Raw genomic sequence first — 15,445 nt, 5'->3', positions numbered from 1 at the left:
TTACACTAGCGATTTAGCAATCTTTAGAGCGACATCCGCTCCCTTAAAATTATCAATTGAAGCTTCATATGAAAGAATCAATCTATGCCCAAGAATACTTGGGACAACCTTTAAAATGTGATCAGGAGTAACAAAGTCTTTTCCATCCATAAAGGCCATGAACTTTGAAACTTTATAAAGCCAGATAACAGCTCTTGGTGAAGCTCCTGAAAGAATCACTCCATTATATTCTTTCGGGAAAAACTCTGAGCCTGGTCTTGTCGCGTGAACAATTTTAACAATCAGGTCTTTAATTTTTTCGTCTACATAAATGTTTTCAACAATCTCTTGAGCTGTAATCAAGTCATCTGTTGAAAGAACTGCTTCAAGTTTATTGAGAGCACTCTTTTTTAAATCCAGGATATTTTTTTCTGCTTTAAAAGATGGGTAATCTACGTTGACCTTCATCATGAAACGATCCAGCTGAGCTTCTGGAAGCTGGTATGTTCCTTCTTGCTCAATTGGGTTTTGAGTCGCAAGTACAACGAATGGAGAAGAAAGCCTGTGAGTTTCATCCCCGATGGTTACTTGTTTTTCGGCCATGGCCTCTAGAAGCGCTGCCTGAACTTTTGCCGGCGCACGGTTGATCTCATCGGCAAGTAGAAGTTGTGTAAAAATCGGCCCGAATTTGGTACTAAACTCTTCGTTCTTCTGGCTATAAATCATCGTCCCAATAAGATCCGATGGCAGAAGATCGGGTGTGAACTGGATTCTTTTAAAAGAAAGATCACAGAGCTTACTAATGGTTGATACCGAAAGAGTCTTACCTAATCCCGGCATCCCTTCAATCAATAAGTGACCTTCACAAATCAGTGAGGCCATAATCGCATCCAGCAAATTATCCTGTCCAAAGATAATTCCCTTGGCCTCTTTAAGTGCTTCATTAATGCGTGCGCGAACTTCCGTGCTCATAAATTACCCTCTACAAACAAAATAAACTAAATATTTAATATAAAAACTTTTATCGTTAAATCCACTGAATGGGTGATCGAAGCCCTGTGCTCCTAAATCCAACAGGTGAACTTTTTGTGAGTTCTTAAGAGCTGCATCCTGAACTGTCTTATCCAACTCTTCATAGTTCACATGGTGAGTGCAAGACGCTACTACCATTATCGCTTCATCATTAAGAAGTTTCATCGTCTTTAAATGAAGCTTTTCATATCCCTGAAGTGCTGTGATTTTATTTTTTTCAGACTTAGTGAATGCTGGAGGGTCACTAACGATAACATCGTATTTTTTTCCGGCCGCAATAGAGGCGTCGATAAACTTAAAGACGTCTGAACGCGTGAACTTTCCTCTCCCTTCAAAACCATTCATCTTTAAATGATTGGTTGTGACTTCTTCCATATTTCCCTGATCGACAAACTCTACGTGTTCCACGCCGGCCGAAAGCATATGCAGTCCCCAGCTTCCTACGTAAGAAAATAAATCAAGGCCTGTTTTTTTAGCAAATGCTGTACGCTTTAGAAGGTTTGCCAGCTTGCTTCTGTTTTCACGGTGGTCGTAGTAATAACCAATCTTCTGCATAACCTGCTGAGTGATTTTATACTTCAGACCATTTTCTAAAACGTCCAGGTCTTCATTGATTTTTTCTGGCTCATGAATTGGCAGAACTTCAGCTTTGCGATACTCAGGGTTATCAAAAAAAAGAACTTTTTGATCTGGGTAGTGCTTAATGATTTCACCTTTAATTAAATCGCGAAATCTATCCATTCCCGCAGTGTTGATTTGTGCAAAAATATATTTTTGATACTTATCCACAATGATTCCAGGAAGGGCATCATTCATTCCGTAGACAAGTCTTGCTCCGTGATTGTAGTCGAGAAAAAAATCTCTTTTTCTAAAAGCAGTTTGCAAGTGTTCGATTATGATTTCTTTAGCAAGAGTCTCTTCATCTGTTTTCACGTTCACTTTTTTCTGAACGTCTTCTTTTAGAATTTTGATTTTATAAAAACTCTCAGCATACGGATTGATGTATGCGATGTAATTTTTTTTGGCCTGTTGATCTTCAATGATCACCCACTCACCTGGACGAAGACCTTTTGGCATTTCAAAAAGATCCTTTTCAGAGAGTTCGCGCTCACCACGAGCGACTTTCAGAGAAGACTTGTTTTGGAGAATTAGTGCTTTCAGAGCTGGCCTCGAGAGAAGATAAAATACTGTTATCTCTATAGTATAGAAGGAGTTTATTTTTCTTCAACAAGGAAGGGAAATGTTTTAATTGATTGAATCAGTTAAGTTTAAAAGGAGGCTTCACTTCTTTGATCTTAAGCGCTGGGATAAGGTCATCAATCATACGGGTTAGTTGATCAAAGTTTTCGACTAATAGCTTACGTGTGGCCACTTTGAAGTAAGTTTCACCGCTAGATGATTTCTTATTGAGGTATTTAACAACATTGGCCATTTCATCGAAGTGGTAATTGGCCGGGCAATCCGTAGCTCTTCCCGTGCAAACCACGTTCTTTGTCGTAAAGTTCATATAATCTCTGATCGGAGTCAGGTCCACTCGCTCAGCATTGGCCACTCTATTCAGGTTAAGACCTACGGCCTTAAACCATGAAGCCTGGTTTTCATGCAGAACATCGAGATAGCGGTAATCGTCGCGGATTAAGAAATAAGTCTGAGCGACAAATTTAGGGTTTTCCAGTCCCCCTAAAAGTAAATCTAATCCCTTTACTGTTTTACCTGTATTGCCTGCTAATCTTGGGTCTGCTTGCTCATCAAAAAGCACTGTTTGCAGAATATTGAAGGCATCATTTAACACCAGGTAAGCCGTGTTCTTTTCTGGAATCTTAGTTGATTCAAGAGACTCGATAAAGAAAGTCAGCGCCGTATTAAGCGGTCTGAAGGCATCGATTAACTTCATATCTGTTGGCATGTAATTTTTAAGGGTCGGGTAATAATCGACTAACTTTTCCAGGGCCAGGAATATTTGCAACAAATTGTTGTTCTTGTAACGAGCGTATTGGGATTCATCTTTTGGAGTCGTCCCAAAGACAACATCCGGAGTTCCAAGATAAGCACCAACCAGAAGTATTCTGGCGATCGTGTCTTCAACTAAACGACTGTCATTGTAATTTAGTGAAGCGGCCCAATCGACAGTTTGTCCAATCATGTTTTGGCTTTCACCGGCCTGTACCGCAAGAACTTTTCTTAACAACCTTTCAGCTGAAGGAGCTGCTTGTGGCAGATCAAACCCATAAAGAAGTGCATCGTTTACACGATTCATGCGCTCACTTTCGATAAACTTATCAAAGTCTGCTCTCGTTCTACCAACTCTGTCGCGGATAACTCGGGCAACATTAGACCACATATTCATCGCAGTCATTTCACCCAGGACACGTCCGTTATGCTGGACAAGATATTCATCTTTTAATGGAAAGAGCTGAACTTCCTGTGCTTTTTTTGCTGAAGAAGCAACCAGCGTTTGCTCAAAAGTTTTTAAAAAATTTCCATAAGTCAGGCGTTTTTCTAAGCCTCGACCATTGTTTACATCCAAAAGAGAATCAAAAGTTTCAAGCGCATTTCTTCCTTCGCGAAGATCACTATCACTCATTGAGCGTCCACAACGCACACCTGGGATTTTAAGACACTTTGAAAGAAGTCCTTTTCTCTTATCGACTTCATCATTGTAATCGTCAGCTTGTGTAACCGCATTTAAGAAAGCTACTCCAAGATAGTTGTTTCCAAAACGCACATCGCGGATAACAACTTCCACTCTTTCCAGAACAGTTAGAGTTTCCGTTGATGTCTTTCCATTCTTATTTACATAAGTCGTTTTGATACGGTTAACCGGCAAGTCTTTATCACTCGTATCATACATGTACTTCATTGTTTCCTTTAAAGTCATGCGGTATTTTTTCGTCTTCTTTCCATAGAGTGGAATGTTTAATCCTTCACCAGGCTTTAAAGCTAAAAGAAGTTGATTAACAGCTGTCCCCTGCTCTTTTTCCCAAACAGTTGCCAGGTACTTAGCAATATTAATGGTGCGCTCTTTTACAAAGTCTTTTGAGGGGCATGCGTTCGGTGCTACAAATTGATTGATCACTTTTTCACAATCAAAGGCCGGGTCATAAGTTCCAGAAAGTGCCGTTTGAGCTTTGGCCAATTTTCCACTCTTCACCCAATCAGAGTAATTAGTCATTAACGTCGCAGCATTTTTTGAAACAGTATTTGCATAAGCAAAATTCTGTTCGCGAGTAAATGTCTTAAGCATCGCATTTCTGTGAATCTGGTTTTCTTCAGGTTTCACATTTAGCCATCTTGTCAGCCAGTCTAAATTCTTTTCAATTAAAGCGGCCGCTTTTTTATCTTCAAGATGGTAACGGCTTGCCGTCATTAAATAACGAACACCATCTTTCGTTGGCAATTGAGAATTAACATCTCCAAGGAGTGTATTGAGAATGTTTGCAGTTCCCAGAGTCGTATTGAGCATGTAGGGACTCATTAAGCCTTTTTCACTTAAGATAGTGTCTTCACTTCCCGAACCTGGATTAAACTCTTTATAAGTCTCTTCAATTGAATTCATCCAGCCAAACATTCTAAAGGCTATGTTCTCACTAGTAACCTTTGTACAGGCCACAGGAAGTCTTCTGACCAGCTGATAGAATCCATTCTCAAGCTCACTGAACTTTTGCATACATTCAACGACGGCTTTAGTGTCATAGTCTGGATCATTTCCTGGATCATAAACAACTTTAAACTTGTAGCGCTCCATACGTGAACGAGTCACATACTCATCAGCTTTTCGATAGGCTAATTCTTCTTTGGCCGAGGCATTGATATTTGATCCATTAGAAATAACTTCCAAAACTTTTAGGATCTGATCTCTACCAAAAAAACGCTTAAAGTCTGCGAGTGTTTCCTTTCCGGCAAACTGGTTAAACATATCCTGAAGAGACAGGTAAGACATTTCTTCGTCCGCTTCCGACCCCATCCATTTGTCTTTAAATACTGGTTGAACATCTCTGATGTCATCCATGAATTTAGTGTAAAAATCAAACAGAAGAACAAACTGTGTATCGCCTTCAAAGTGGCGGTCAACAAAGTTAAAGACGAAGTTTTTTTCTGTTGGGTTAAAGAAACTCCAGAAGTCTGCTACACCTTTAAATTTAGGGTCGTACTCTTCTTTTAAAAACTCTTGAGAAAGCTCACCCAGATTGATGTAGGCTTCTGGTGGTAGCTTTTGAACAACATCAAAAAGCACTGGATAAAAATCGCGAGTGCGCTTAATAATCTGTTCATTTAATGTATTGGCATTTGAGAATAAATCACTAGCGATAATGTCAAAAAGGTAAAGGTTTTCAGCAAAAGTCTTATCTAGATCCCCTTTCGCTGTTGTGTGAACGGCCAGGAATTTAATTAAATCATAGAATTTCTTTTCGCCCAAAAAGGTTGAAAGATTAGTCATCATCTTTATGAAGTTGACATCATACTTGTTCGTCTGAAGCTCTCGACAAACTTCAGTCGACATCTTAAGACCGACAATCGCCGAAGCAGAGTAATCATAATAAGCTTTGTAATCTCTTGTTCTTAAAACTGTGACATAATCGGCTAGGTGAGTTTTGAAGTTAAATTCAACCAACTCGTTTGGATCCATTGTGTTTTTAATCGTGCAATTAAAACCTTCATCATAAGCTTGCTTTAAACCTTTGATCTCTCCAACAAAAATTGGATTGGCCAGAATCGGGTATTCTACTAAGTCTCTGAATTTCTCACGAGACATTTTTACATCATTAAGCCATCCGTAAATCCACGGCTGCCCATTTTTATTTCCAGTTAAAAGTACTTTTGGTAAAAACTCGCGATCCTCTTGTCCCAGTCCCTTTTTTACTTTATCAGCAATGGCATCAACCAGCCTTAAGCGAAGAGCGATAAAAAGTGGGTCTGTTTTGAATTTATTAACTTCTGCACGAAGCTTTTCTTCATCAGTTGCACTAATCGCCTGAGTAAGACTCTTCACCACCATTGAAGCTCGGTCAATTGTCTCTGGAGGAGTATCTACCAATCTAATAATATTTTTTAATGAACGTTTTGTCGGAATATTGGCCAGGCGATCCTGACAAATGTCTTCCGATGGATTATCCACACACTTAAGCATGGTCTTAACTGAGTCAAAAAAGTTTGTTTCATTAAGAGCGACTAAAACACGACTTAAGTCATCCAGGCCATTTTTTGAATCAAGCTCTTTGATGTTTCTAAAAACTTTATCTCGACGAGAAAGGTTTTCAACGAACTCTTTATCTATCGGGGCCATAAAGTGGTTCCATGAAGAACCTTGAACTCTTTTAATCGACTGATACATTGACGGGAATTCTTCTGACCACTTAGTACATTTAAAGAGCATCAGAACGTTCTGGTGAAGCAGAACTCCTTTATTGAAATTAACCTGGCTACAAGCTTCGAGTCTTTCAATTTCCTGCTGAGTGGCAACTTCACCACCATCAATGCTTGGCGCTTCTTGTTTTGAACAAGAGAAATTCAGCAGTACTAAAACTGCTAACAAGCTTTTAGTGAGGTGTTTTACCTTTAACTTCAAATAAACCTATCTTCTTAAGCCTTCATTCATAAAGCGTTGTGCTTTACCTGTATTCACTTCATAATTTGAAAAACGAATAACTGAACCCGATTCACTTTTTACTTTTTTCTCTTTTTCTTTTCCATGGGCCGGTATCACTGCTTCAGTTACGTTTTTAACTGTAACCTTTGCGGGAAAACCCATTCCTTGAAAAGTCGCATACTCTACTGTATTTGTTGTCGTTGCAACAGCAGTTCCCTGCTTCGTAGTTGTAACGATCTTATCCATAACAAGCTTGTTATTACTCCACGACTTTGGCGTCTGGAAAAATTCTGTCCTAACCTGCGAGTAAGCAACATTGGTTTCTACTGTTTTCAAGCGACCTGTTTTATCAAAAGTGATATCTACTTCCGGCACGGCCATAGTGTATGTATCATCGATGGCCTTGATGAGTTTACCATCGGCAATTGGCGCAGCTTTGAGCGTGTAGCCTTTGAATTTCTCAGAGAATCTCTCAGGAATGATGAACTCCAGCTTTCCTTTAATGAGTGCTGCTAAATCATCGCGCACTTCCTGGAATCCTTTTGGTAAGCCCATTACTTCAATTTTGTACTGAGATGGTGAAAGCCAATAAATTTTAAAATAAACATCAGTTAACTTTCCGAAGTTTCCTGTTTTATTCAAAATATCGACTAGCTTTTCAATACGGGCCTCAAAAACTAAATCGTTCAGACCACTTTTTTGTGGATCATAATTTCTAATTTCATATTGTTCAATTTCTTCAATTTTAGTCTGCGACCATGCCACCGTGTTAAACACGGTGAAGATTGAAGCTGTTAGTAATAAGAAAGTTTTCATTTTGACTTTACCCCTAAATATAATATCTATTCTATAGAGTGCTGGCGCAGCCTGCAATCAGGCCTAGACCATGGTAATTATTTCTGTCCAATTAATATAATTGCATCTCAAATATTTCGGCTTCTTAATGATAACTTTACCCTGCACGCCTTTCAAACCTTTTACGTGCTGTAGTTGACTATACATGACGGGTATCTCATTGATAGTGAGTTTTGAATAGTCCCTTAGCATCGAAGCAATGGCCGACAAATCCTCTCCACTAAGCTTAGAAAGATCATCTGTTTTTACCAGGCAATGGGCACCAGTATAGTTCTCAATATGAAACCAATAATGCTCTTTTGCTCCCTGAGAGCGCAGCCAATCATTGCTGGCAGCATCCAGAGCAATAGCTCCACTGAGATTTTTCAGCTTAAAATGTTTTACATTATATTCGCTTTCTTCTTTTTTCTTTTGTGCAGAAGCTGTCTGCCAAAGTGGTGCGATGGCTTTTTCCTTGGTCACTTCAAATTCAAAATCGCCTTGCTTAACTTTAAAAAGCTCTTCATCTGTTTCTTTAAGTCTTCCCTTGAGAATCTCCTCCGCTTTTTTTAGTTTTTTAACCTTATTAAAAACCACATCGCGTTTTTGCCACTGATTTAAATTTGAAGAGAATTTAATTTTGTGTCCATGAAGCACTGACTGGTGATCAGCAAGATTAAGTCCTTCTTCCGAAAGAAGATCCTCTTCGATAAGTTTCCACTTTTCTACGTCGTGAAGATCGTGCGAGATATTACCCAATTTCTTTTCCAGAAACTTCTCTTTCTTTTTCTGTAAAGGCTTTCCACTCACCTTCTTCTCTTCATCTTGAAAATAATTGAGGAGTGTCCAATTCGAAGGTTTGGCATTATCTACAGAGGAAGCCTTTCCCAGGAACTGATCAACCAGGTCTGTAATATTTTTTCCTTTTGAGGTCTCTCCATTCCAGCTGGTGTATATCTCTTCTTTGGATTGTTTGATAAAAAACAGGCCACGGTCTTTGTAACCAAATGCAAAAGAATTATCGGTGTGTTCATTTTTAAAATGAAAGAGCGATAAAAAATGATTGTCATCGACTTCCATTTTTCCCAAGCGAGCACCCACTAAATATTTTCTCACATAGTCTAAAAGACGATCCTGAATCCTCAAATAAGACGGGGGAAATTTATTGGAAAAGAAGATTCCTTCATACTGGTTTCCTCTCCCTATGTAGAGAGCGACGTTCTGCCCTGGGAATCGGAGCCCCAAAACCAGGAAATGAGGTGTAGTGTAGGCCTTTTGAACCGGATAGAATTCATTTTTCGAAAAGAGAGTGTTATATTCGAGAGAAGTTTGTCTTAATTGTTGGTGAGTCTGTATCATGGCCCTTAATCTTCTCAATGGTAATTCTGAAGCTCTCGAGCTCCTCGACTGGTCGATGCTTGTCTCAAGCATCTCAAGTTTATCACATTTTGAATTAACCAAAACAAAATTAGAAGCTCCGCCTGCGGCAAGAAGCATTGCGATGATTCAAAGTGACCTCAATTTACTTGAAGGTTACTTGGCCAATTACGATGATTATAGTCTGTCATTCAACAGTAAACTTCGCCTTCTGCCTGAGAGTGAGACATTCTTTAAACTTATTCCGGATATCAAACGCGAGAAGTTTTTCGAAGCGCGCGAGCTGCACTTTCTAGCGCAAATTGCTGAGTGCTATATCGAATGCCTTCCTCTTTTCTCAAGTCTGGTTTTTGAAGAAAACTACACCATTGAAAGAGATAAACTTTCCAAAATCAAACGTTACTTTACTAATCCTTTACGAGATTTTGTAGACCACAGCGGGAATGTCTCTTACGAAAGACATCCTGTCTTAAAAAAACTGTATGCAGAAGTTCTGGCGCTAGAAAATGACCTGAGAATTACCGTTCAGAAGGCCGCTAAAAGTGATCTCTACTCTTCAAAACTACAGCTAGATAATTTTGATATCATCAATGACCGCTATGTTTTAGCAGTGAGATCTGACTCTTATAATTCTGAATTGGGTCCAATTGTCGCCCGCTCTCAATCTGGAATGACTCTTTTTGTTGAGCCTTATGAAGTAAGAGAAAAAGGTAACAAACGCATTCACCTGCTCTCGGAAATCGAATCAACGATTCTAAAACTGACGATTGAATTAAGTAAGGTTGTTCACGGTTACTCTGACGAGTTTAAACTCATGAGCGAATGGAGCCTGGCCCTTGATTGGCTCAACACCAAAGCGACATACACACAAAAGCTTGGTCTTTCAAAGCCGACACTCAATGAAAAATTCTATTTTGAGTTTAACGGTCTTTATCACCCGCTTTTAAAGGCACCGATTAAAAATAATGTCCTCCTGGATTCCGGGCACAAAGGTCTTATCATCTCTGGTCCCAATACCGGAGGGAAAACAGTTGCATTAAAATCGATTACGCTTTCTCTTTTAATGGTTCATTTAGGACTGTATGTGCCGGCCGTTCACGCAGACATTCACCCTGTAAGCGATTTATTTTATTTCAGCCATGATCATCAAAATCTTTCTGAAGGATTGAGCTCATTTGCCTCGGAATCAAAATACTACTTAGAACTTCTACAGTCACTTGGTCCTCTGAACCTGATTATTATCGATGAGATTTTCAATTCGACATCTTCTGAAGAGGCTTCTGCTCTGGCGATTGCCTTCCTTGATGAAGTCCATCGCCGTTCTAATTCAAAAGTTGTTCTTTCAACTCACCATCAGGTGCTAAAAACATTTATGCACTCTCGAGGTGATTATGTTTCAGCGCACGTGGGTTATGATTTTGATCTCAACCGCCCTACTTATAAATTAATTCTAGGTGAGCCAGGAAGTTCACTAGCTTTTAAAATTTTTGAAAATCTTTCTGAGAAATTCGGTTTAAAAACTGGTATCAGCGAAAGGGCCAAAGATCTTTTAGATAAAAAACAAGTAACCTATGAAACTCTCCTGCAAGAGCTTTCACAGAAGAAAATTGACCTAGATAAGTTACTTGCCCAAAACCGCACGCTTAACATTGAGTTAAAAAATCAAAAGTCTTCAATGGAAGGGACTCTCTACCTCGAGCGCGAACGCATTATCACGGACTACACTAAAAAAATTAAATCGCTTTTTGATCAAGCGGAGACTCTCCTTAATGATGTAAAAAGTGGGAAAACAGCTAACCGCCGCACACTCAACAATGAAATTGGCGGCATTCAGTCTGCACTCATTAAAGAAGCTCCGGAAAAGAAAAACAAAGAAGACCCGGAAAATATCTACGCTCACATGCGCCCTATTGAGTTTGAAGAAATCAAAACTAACGATACGGTTTTTTCTGTTGTCATTAGAAAGAACGTTAAGGTTCTCAACACGAACCCACGTAAAAAAGAAATTCAAATCCAGCACGGGGCCCTTTCTGTCTGGGTTTCACCATCTACCCTTCGCTACCCATCAGGTTCAAGGCCACCAGCACCTAAAGTCAGTATCAATATCCAAAAGTCCGTTCGTGGAGATATTGAAGTCGACTGCCGCGGAATGCGCCTGGAAGAGTTTCAAAAGATCGCCGAGCAGTCTATTGATGAAGTTATCACAGGGGAAATCCCTTTCGTGACTATCATTCATGGACATGGTGATGGTGTGCTTAAAAATTGGCTAAGAAGCTATTTAAGGAAAGAACACCGCGACCTTCGATGGGAAAACATCGAAGGCAATGACGGGTGTACTAAAATTTATTCTTAATTAATTGGAGTTCCAATGCGCCAAGGACGGAACTTAGCTGGGTTTTCCCCGAATGGGAAAATCAAAGAGAACCATACGAACATTGCTTTACCTTTGATTTGTTCATGAGTCACAAATCCCCAATAACGGGCATCGTATGAGAAGTCGCGGTTATCACCCATAACAAAGTAGCTGTCCTTTGGAATTGTTACTTTGTCGTAGTCGACCTTATAGTAGTTGTCATTGTCTTGTTGGATAACGTGTTCAACATCACCAGTCTTAACATGATAGAATTTCAGATTGTAGCCTTTAAACTTGTCGTCCATATCGGCCATGATGTCTTTTCCATCAAATTCTTTTGGCTCAATCGGCTTATCGTTGATGTAAACTACTTTGTTTCTGATTTCCAGCGTGTCACCAGGAAGGCCCACAACGCGCTTAATGTAGTTTACCGAAAGATCTTTTGGGTATTTGAAGACGATGACGTCTCCTCTTTTTGGTTCACTTTTTCCAGCGATATAAATAGGGTTGAAGCTTGTTTCCCCAAACACCATATCAGTGAAAGGAACTTTAAGTCCGTAAGCAAATTTGTTAACCAGGATAAAATCCCCAATCATCAGAGTTGGGATCATTGAGCCTGATGGAATCCTGAAAGGCTCAAAAAACATCGAACGGAAAGTCAGAACAGCTACAATAATGATAGCGATCGATTTGATTTCTTTGATGAGCTTTTGTTTTTTAGAGAGGTCTGCCTCTACACTTTTCATCAAATCAGCATGCGGATCTAGCTGATCATTAGATTGTGGTGTTTGATTTTCGTTCATTGCGTTTACCTATTTCTTTTTTAATTGCGCTTCTTTTTTTTCCTGAGACGATTTTCTTTTTTGAGGGTCTACTGGCAATACTCCTTTTATAGACTTTTGCCTTACGCTTTTTGTTTTCAGAAACCATTCTTGGCATTTTTACCATCGTGATAGGAACTGGCTTCACGTTATTGTAATAATACTCAATGATGTTTTTAGCAAGCATTGTCGATTTTACGTGCCATCTTTTAACGTTAACGTTCATGACACTAATCGAAATACCTTTGCCACGCTCTTGGTCACGAGGAATCGCGAAGGCCGAGAACCAGTCTCTCTTACCGAATGGTTTACCACCCGTAATACTTCCTGTTTTCCCACCGATATCAAGTGCGTTTTTATAACCGTTATTCATTTTACGGAATGACTTTCTCGCCGTTCCACCGTCAATCGTCATTCCCATCATCTCCTGCATTTGTCTTGCAGTCTCAGCTGATAGAACGCGTTTTTCTGTCGAGTTATTTTCCCAAAGAGTTTCACCCGAAGCATCCACTAACTTCGTAATCATCTTTGGCGATCTCATCATCCCGTTGTTGGCAATGATTGAAGCCATCATCGCACCATGAATAGGAGAGATAACTGTCTGGTCGTTAAAACCAGAAGCAAGTTCAGCTAGGTGATAATCATCATCAGCTGTTCCAATGTGCGATTGAACGAAATCAAATTCAGGAAGGAACTGTTGATTGAATCCAAAGTTCTCCGCCATTCTCACTAGCTTATCGCTGCTGATATTTTGGATGGCCGCTTTACCGAAGATAACATTGTTTGATTTAGCAAAAGCTGTCTCAAACGTTTGAGACTTATCCCAACGGTTGCTTTTAGATTCATCTAATTGGTATTTAAAAAGGGTAGTGCTTCTTCCACGGAAATCAAAAGACGTCTCTCTTGTAACCTTTGTATTTTGAAGAAGCTCAGCTGCCGTAACCATTTTAATTAAACTGGCAGATGGGTGAGTGCTCGCTAAAACCAGGTTATTGTCGATGTTGTTTGTTTTTCCTTCAACACCTACAGCGGCCAGGACTTCACCAGTTTCGTTATCAATAACGGCAACTGTCGCATAGTCTGAGCGGTATGATTTTAAAAGCTTCTTAATATACGCATCAAGCTGAGGATTGAATGCATATTCAATTTTTACTTTCTTTTTGCCTACATCAAGAGTTTGAGGCCAATCGCTACCAACCTGTTTAAAGGTCCTGTCGATTGAGAGTCTTAAATCGTCTGGGAGTGGGGTTAAACCAGGAGCTTTCGCTTCCTTTTCCACTTCAGCGGCATTGAGTTTTTGTCCAAACTTACCTTGAAAAATGTTGAAAGCAGTTCCACCTACAAAAAGAGTGAGGAACGCTGTGGTAACAACTAAGGCAAACTTACTGTTCGTCTTTTTCACTAAACTTATCCATGTTTTAGTTACCATGCAATTACTAGCGCATGAGCTACTATTATGGCCTAAAATCCTTCCCAATGACAAAATATTCTTTACTAACTGAGCGGGTAGATTTTGGTCTCAGATAATGGAACTCGGAAAAGAGCTTCTTTTGCTCCTTCAGAAATACCTGAGCATCGTTGGATTCGAAAACTTTGATGACGGTGTTTCCACCTGGTTTTAAAAATTTCGGCATTAAGAAGAAAACCATCTCTACTAAATTTAGGGACCTGGCCTGATCAACCGACATAATCCCTGTGGTATTAGGGGCCATATCTGATAGGACCACATCGAACTGGTCCGATACACCAAGCTCTTCCATCGTTTCGATAGTGAGAATGTCTCTCTGAAATAAACGGACGTTTGGGACACCTAGAAGTTTCTTATTTATGTCTCTGACATCGGCACCAATTACCAGTCCGTTGACACCAACTTTTTCAGAGGTGTACTGAACCCACGATCCCGGGTGGTAACCGAAGTCGATGACCTGATCATTTTTTTTCAAAATTTTAAAGCGCTCATCGATCTCTTCAAGCTTATAAACGCTTCTTGCAAGAAAGTTATCTTTCTTTGCTTTGTGAAAATAATGATCTTTTACTTTAAACGTCATTGATTACTCTAAAACTAAAACAACTTTTGGGTTGTCGTCAGAAGCATCCATGATCGCTTGAATTAAAGCATCAGTGTAATCTGCGCCTAATTTGCTTTTTAGAATGCTTACAAATTTGATTTTAATAATGGTCTGGCCTGAATAATCAGAGCTCAGAGTATCGTAAAGTGCATCGAGAGTTTTTCCGTAGTGGCGAGGAAAGTTTAATTCCTTTGCCAGCGTCGTATGAAGATGGTCTTGTGACTTAATTTCTTTACCGTTAATTAAAACAGAACCAGATGCCATAACCTGAAAAGACAAAAGCAGCCCGCTTAAAGCGATCATTGCGTTTCTCATAAACTCCCCAAGGAAACCAAGATAATTTGATTGCTAGCTTTTGCTCTTATTTCAAGCAATTGTCAATGAAACTCCCTGGGGATCTGTATTTTTTACGCAGCAAAATCGAAGGCTTCTGCGCGCATTTTCAGAGTGTTGATGCTGTATTTACGCGCCTTCTGAATAAGGGTTGTTTTACTGATTCCCAAACGGCGTGCCGTCTCGTTTACTTTGCCCCCATTCTTGGAGAGCATCGACTCTAAAAAGACTTTCTCAAAAAGCTCCTGACTTTGATGAAAGTCTTCCGGAAATCCGGCCAGAGCGTTGATCTCTTTCGGTAAAATCACCTCATTTTGATCATGGGGGAAATCCGCACTTTCAATGACATTCTTTGACGACACGACCAAAGCAAACTCCAGCGCATTTTTTATCTCGCGGATATTTCCTTTCCAGCTTCTGCCCATTAACAGTTCCATTGCTTCATTTGAAAGCCTGGCATAGGGGCTAAAATGCCTTTCCTTGAGTTCATTAAAAAGTGTCTGAATAGTTTCTCGCAACTGTTTTTTATCTTCACGCAGTGGAGATAATTCCAGATGAAAAACTTTAATGCGATAATAAAGGTCTTCACGGAATGAGCCACTCTCTACCATTTGTTTTAAATTGCGATTGGTCGCCATAATGATTCTTCCGCGAAAATCTAAAGCGACACTGCTACCAACAGGAGTGAACTTTCTTTCTTCCATTACGTAGAGCAGTTTCTTTTGTGCTTCCAAAGACAGCTCGCCGATTTCATCTAAAAACAAAGTTCCAGACCCCACATCTTGTAAATAACCACTCTTATTTTCCAAAGCTCCGGTGAAAGACCCTTTCTTGTGGCCAAAAAGCTCACTCTCTAAAAGATCTTCTTTTAAAGTGGCCAGGTGAACGGTGAGAAATTTTTCTTGATGAATAGATGATTGCCGATAAATATCGCGCGCAAGGTGAGACTTCCCTGTTCCGGTTTCGCCGGTAATTAAAAGAGGGGCCTTGAGATTAATGCATTTTTCACGCAGAAGTGTATTCATAGTTTCTCCGGTTAACAACCAGAGAAAGTCATACA

11 protein-coding genes are annotated in these 15,445 nt (G+C 39.8%); 1 reads left to right on the top strand and 10 read right to left on the bottom strand.

The features are described from left to right. The 5 genes from AC6JA8_RS00605 to AC6JA8_RS00585 all read right to left on the bottom strand — a co-directional run bounded on the left by AC6JA8_RS00605 (nt 1) and on the right by AC6JA8_RS00585 (nt 8,791). Entirely contained in the window at nt 1-951 is a 951-nt protein-coding gene (locus AC6JA8_RS00605) for an AAA family ATPase (RefSeq protein ID WP_497975304.1), read from the bottom strand. 3 nt (nt 952-954) lie between these two features. Next, entirely contained in the window at nt 955-2,088 is a 1,134-nt protein-coding gene (locus tag AC6JA8_RS00600; RefSeq protein WP_497975303.1) for a class I SAM-dependent rRNA methyltransferase, read from the bottom strand. 181 nt (nt 2,089-2,269) lie between these two features. Then, a complete protein-coding gene (locus AC6JA8_RS00595) occupies nt 2,270-6,577 on the bottom strand; it encodes a hypothetical protein (protein ID WP_497975302.1) in 4,308 nt (1,435 codons plus the stop codon). 6 nt (nt 6,578-6,583) lie between these two features. Continuing rightward, nucleotides 6,584-7,414: a hypothetical protein gene (locus tag AC6JA8_RS00590; protein ID WP_497975301.1), complete on the bottom strand. Its 831-nt coding sequence runs from the start codon at nt 7,412-7,414 to the stop codon at nt 6,584-6,586. Nucleotides 7,415-7,477: 63 nt separating this feature from the next. Beyond that, entirely contained in the window at nt 7,478-8,791 is a 1,314-nt protein-coding gene (locus AC6JA8_RS00585; protein WP_497975300.1) for a hypothetical protein, read from the bottom strand. Here AC6JA8_RS00585 and AC6JA8_RS00580 point away from each other — a divergent pair. Next, the gene (locus AC6JA8_RS00580; RefSeq protein WP_497975299.1) at nt 8,790-11,162 is read left to right on the top strand and encodes an endonuclease MutS2; all 2,373 of its coding nucleotides are present in this window, start codon (nt 8,790-8,792) and stop codon (nt 11,160-11,162) included. The genes AC6JA8_RS00585 and AC6JA8_RS00580 overlap by 2 nt on opposite strands. On the opposite strand, the gene lepB is transcribed toward AC6JA8_RS00580, so the two are convergent. The 5 genes from lepB to AC6JA8_RS00555 form a co-directional block, all read right to left on the bottom strand. Continuing rightward, nucleotides 11,159-11,965: a signal peptidase I gene (lepB, locus tag AC6JA8_RS00575; protein WP_497975298.1), complete on the bottom strand. Its 807-nt coding sequence runs from the start codon at nt 11,963-11,965 to the stop codon at nt 11,159-11,161. The two genes, AC6JA8_RS00580 and lepB, sit on opposite strands and share 4 nt — an antisense overlap. After that, complete coding sequence (locus AC6JA8_RS00570; RefSeq protein WP_497975297.1) at nt 11,937-13,385, bottom strand: penicillin-binding transpeptidase domain-containing protein; 1,449 nt, start codon at nt 13,383-13,385, stop codon at nt 11,937-11,939. The genes lepB and AC6JA8_RS00570 overlap by 29 nt, the downstream gene beginning before the upstream one ends. Nucleotides 13,386-13,437: 52 nt before the next feature. Then, nucleotides 13,438-14,031 carry an RlmE family RNA methyltransferase gene (locus tag AC6JA8_RS00565; protein WP_491639051.1) on the bottom strand — a complete coding sequence of 198 codons (594 nt, stop codon included), beginning with the start codon at nt 14,029-14,031 and terminating at the stop codon, nt 13,438-13,440. Between the two features lie 3 nt (nt 14,032-14,034). Beyond that, nucleotides 14,035-14,367, bottom strand: a complete 333-nt coding sequence (locus AC6JA8_RS00560) for a barstar family protein (protein ID WP_102241914.1) — start codon at nt 14,365-14,367, stop codon at nt 14,035-14,037. 92 nt (nt 14,368-14,459) lie between these two features. Next, complete coding sequence (locus AC6JA8_RS00555) at nt 14,460-15,410, bottom strand: sigma 54-interacting transcriptional regulator (protein ID WP_497975296.1); 951 nt, start codon at nt 15,408-15,410, stop codon at nt 14,460-14,462. Nucleotides 15,411-15,445 lie beyond the last annotated feature (35 nt).

This window comes from Bacteriovorax sp. HI3, assembly GCF_059738875.1.
Note: the sequence above shows the minus strand (reverse complement) of the source record. Positions and strands in the feature narration are given on the sequence as shown.

Bases quoted from the DNA above. Each gene is read 5' to 3' on its own strand.
- AC6JA8_RS00605 (WP_497975304.1), bottom strand. From the start codon at position 951: ATGAGCACGGAAGTTCGCGCACGCATTAATGAAGCACTTAAAGAGGCC.
- AC6JA8_RS00600 (WP_497975303.1), bottom strand. From the start codon at position 2,088: ATGCCAAAAGGTCTTCGTCCAGGTGAGTGGGTGATCATTGAAGATCAA.
- AC6JA8_RS00590 (WP_497975301.1), bottom strand. From the start codon at position 7,414: ATGAAAACTTTCTTATTACTAACAGCTTCAATCTTCACCGTGTTTAAC.
- AC6JA8_RS00580 (WP_497975299.1), top strand. From the start codon at position 8,790: ATGGCCCTTAATCTTCTCAATGGTAATTCTGAAGCTCTCGAGCTCCTC.
- AC6JA8_RS00585 (WP_497975300.1), bottom strand. From the start codon at position 8,791: ATGATACAGACTCACCAACAATTAAGACAAACTTCTCTCGAATATAAC.
- lepB (WP_497975298.1), bottom strand. From the start codon at position 11,965: ATGAACGAAAATCAAACACCACAATCTAATGATCAGCTAGATCCGCAT.
- AC6JA8_RS00565 (WP_491639051.1), bottom strand. From the start codon at position 14,031: ATGACGTTTAAAGTAAAAGATCATTATTTTCACAAAGCAAAGAAAGAT.
- AC6JA8_RS00560 (WP_102241914.1), bottom strand. From the start codon at position 14,367: ATGAGAAACGCAATGATCGCTTTAAGCGGGCTGCTTTTGTCTTTTCAG.
- AC6JA8_RS00555 (WP_497975296.1), bottom strand. From the start codon at position 15,410: ATGAATACACTTCTGCGTGAAAAATGCATTAATCTCAAGGCCCCTCTT.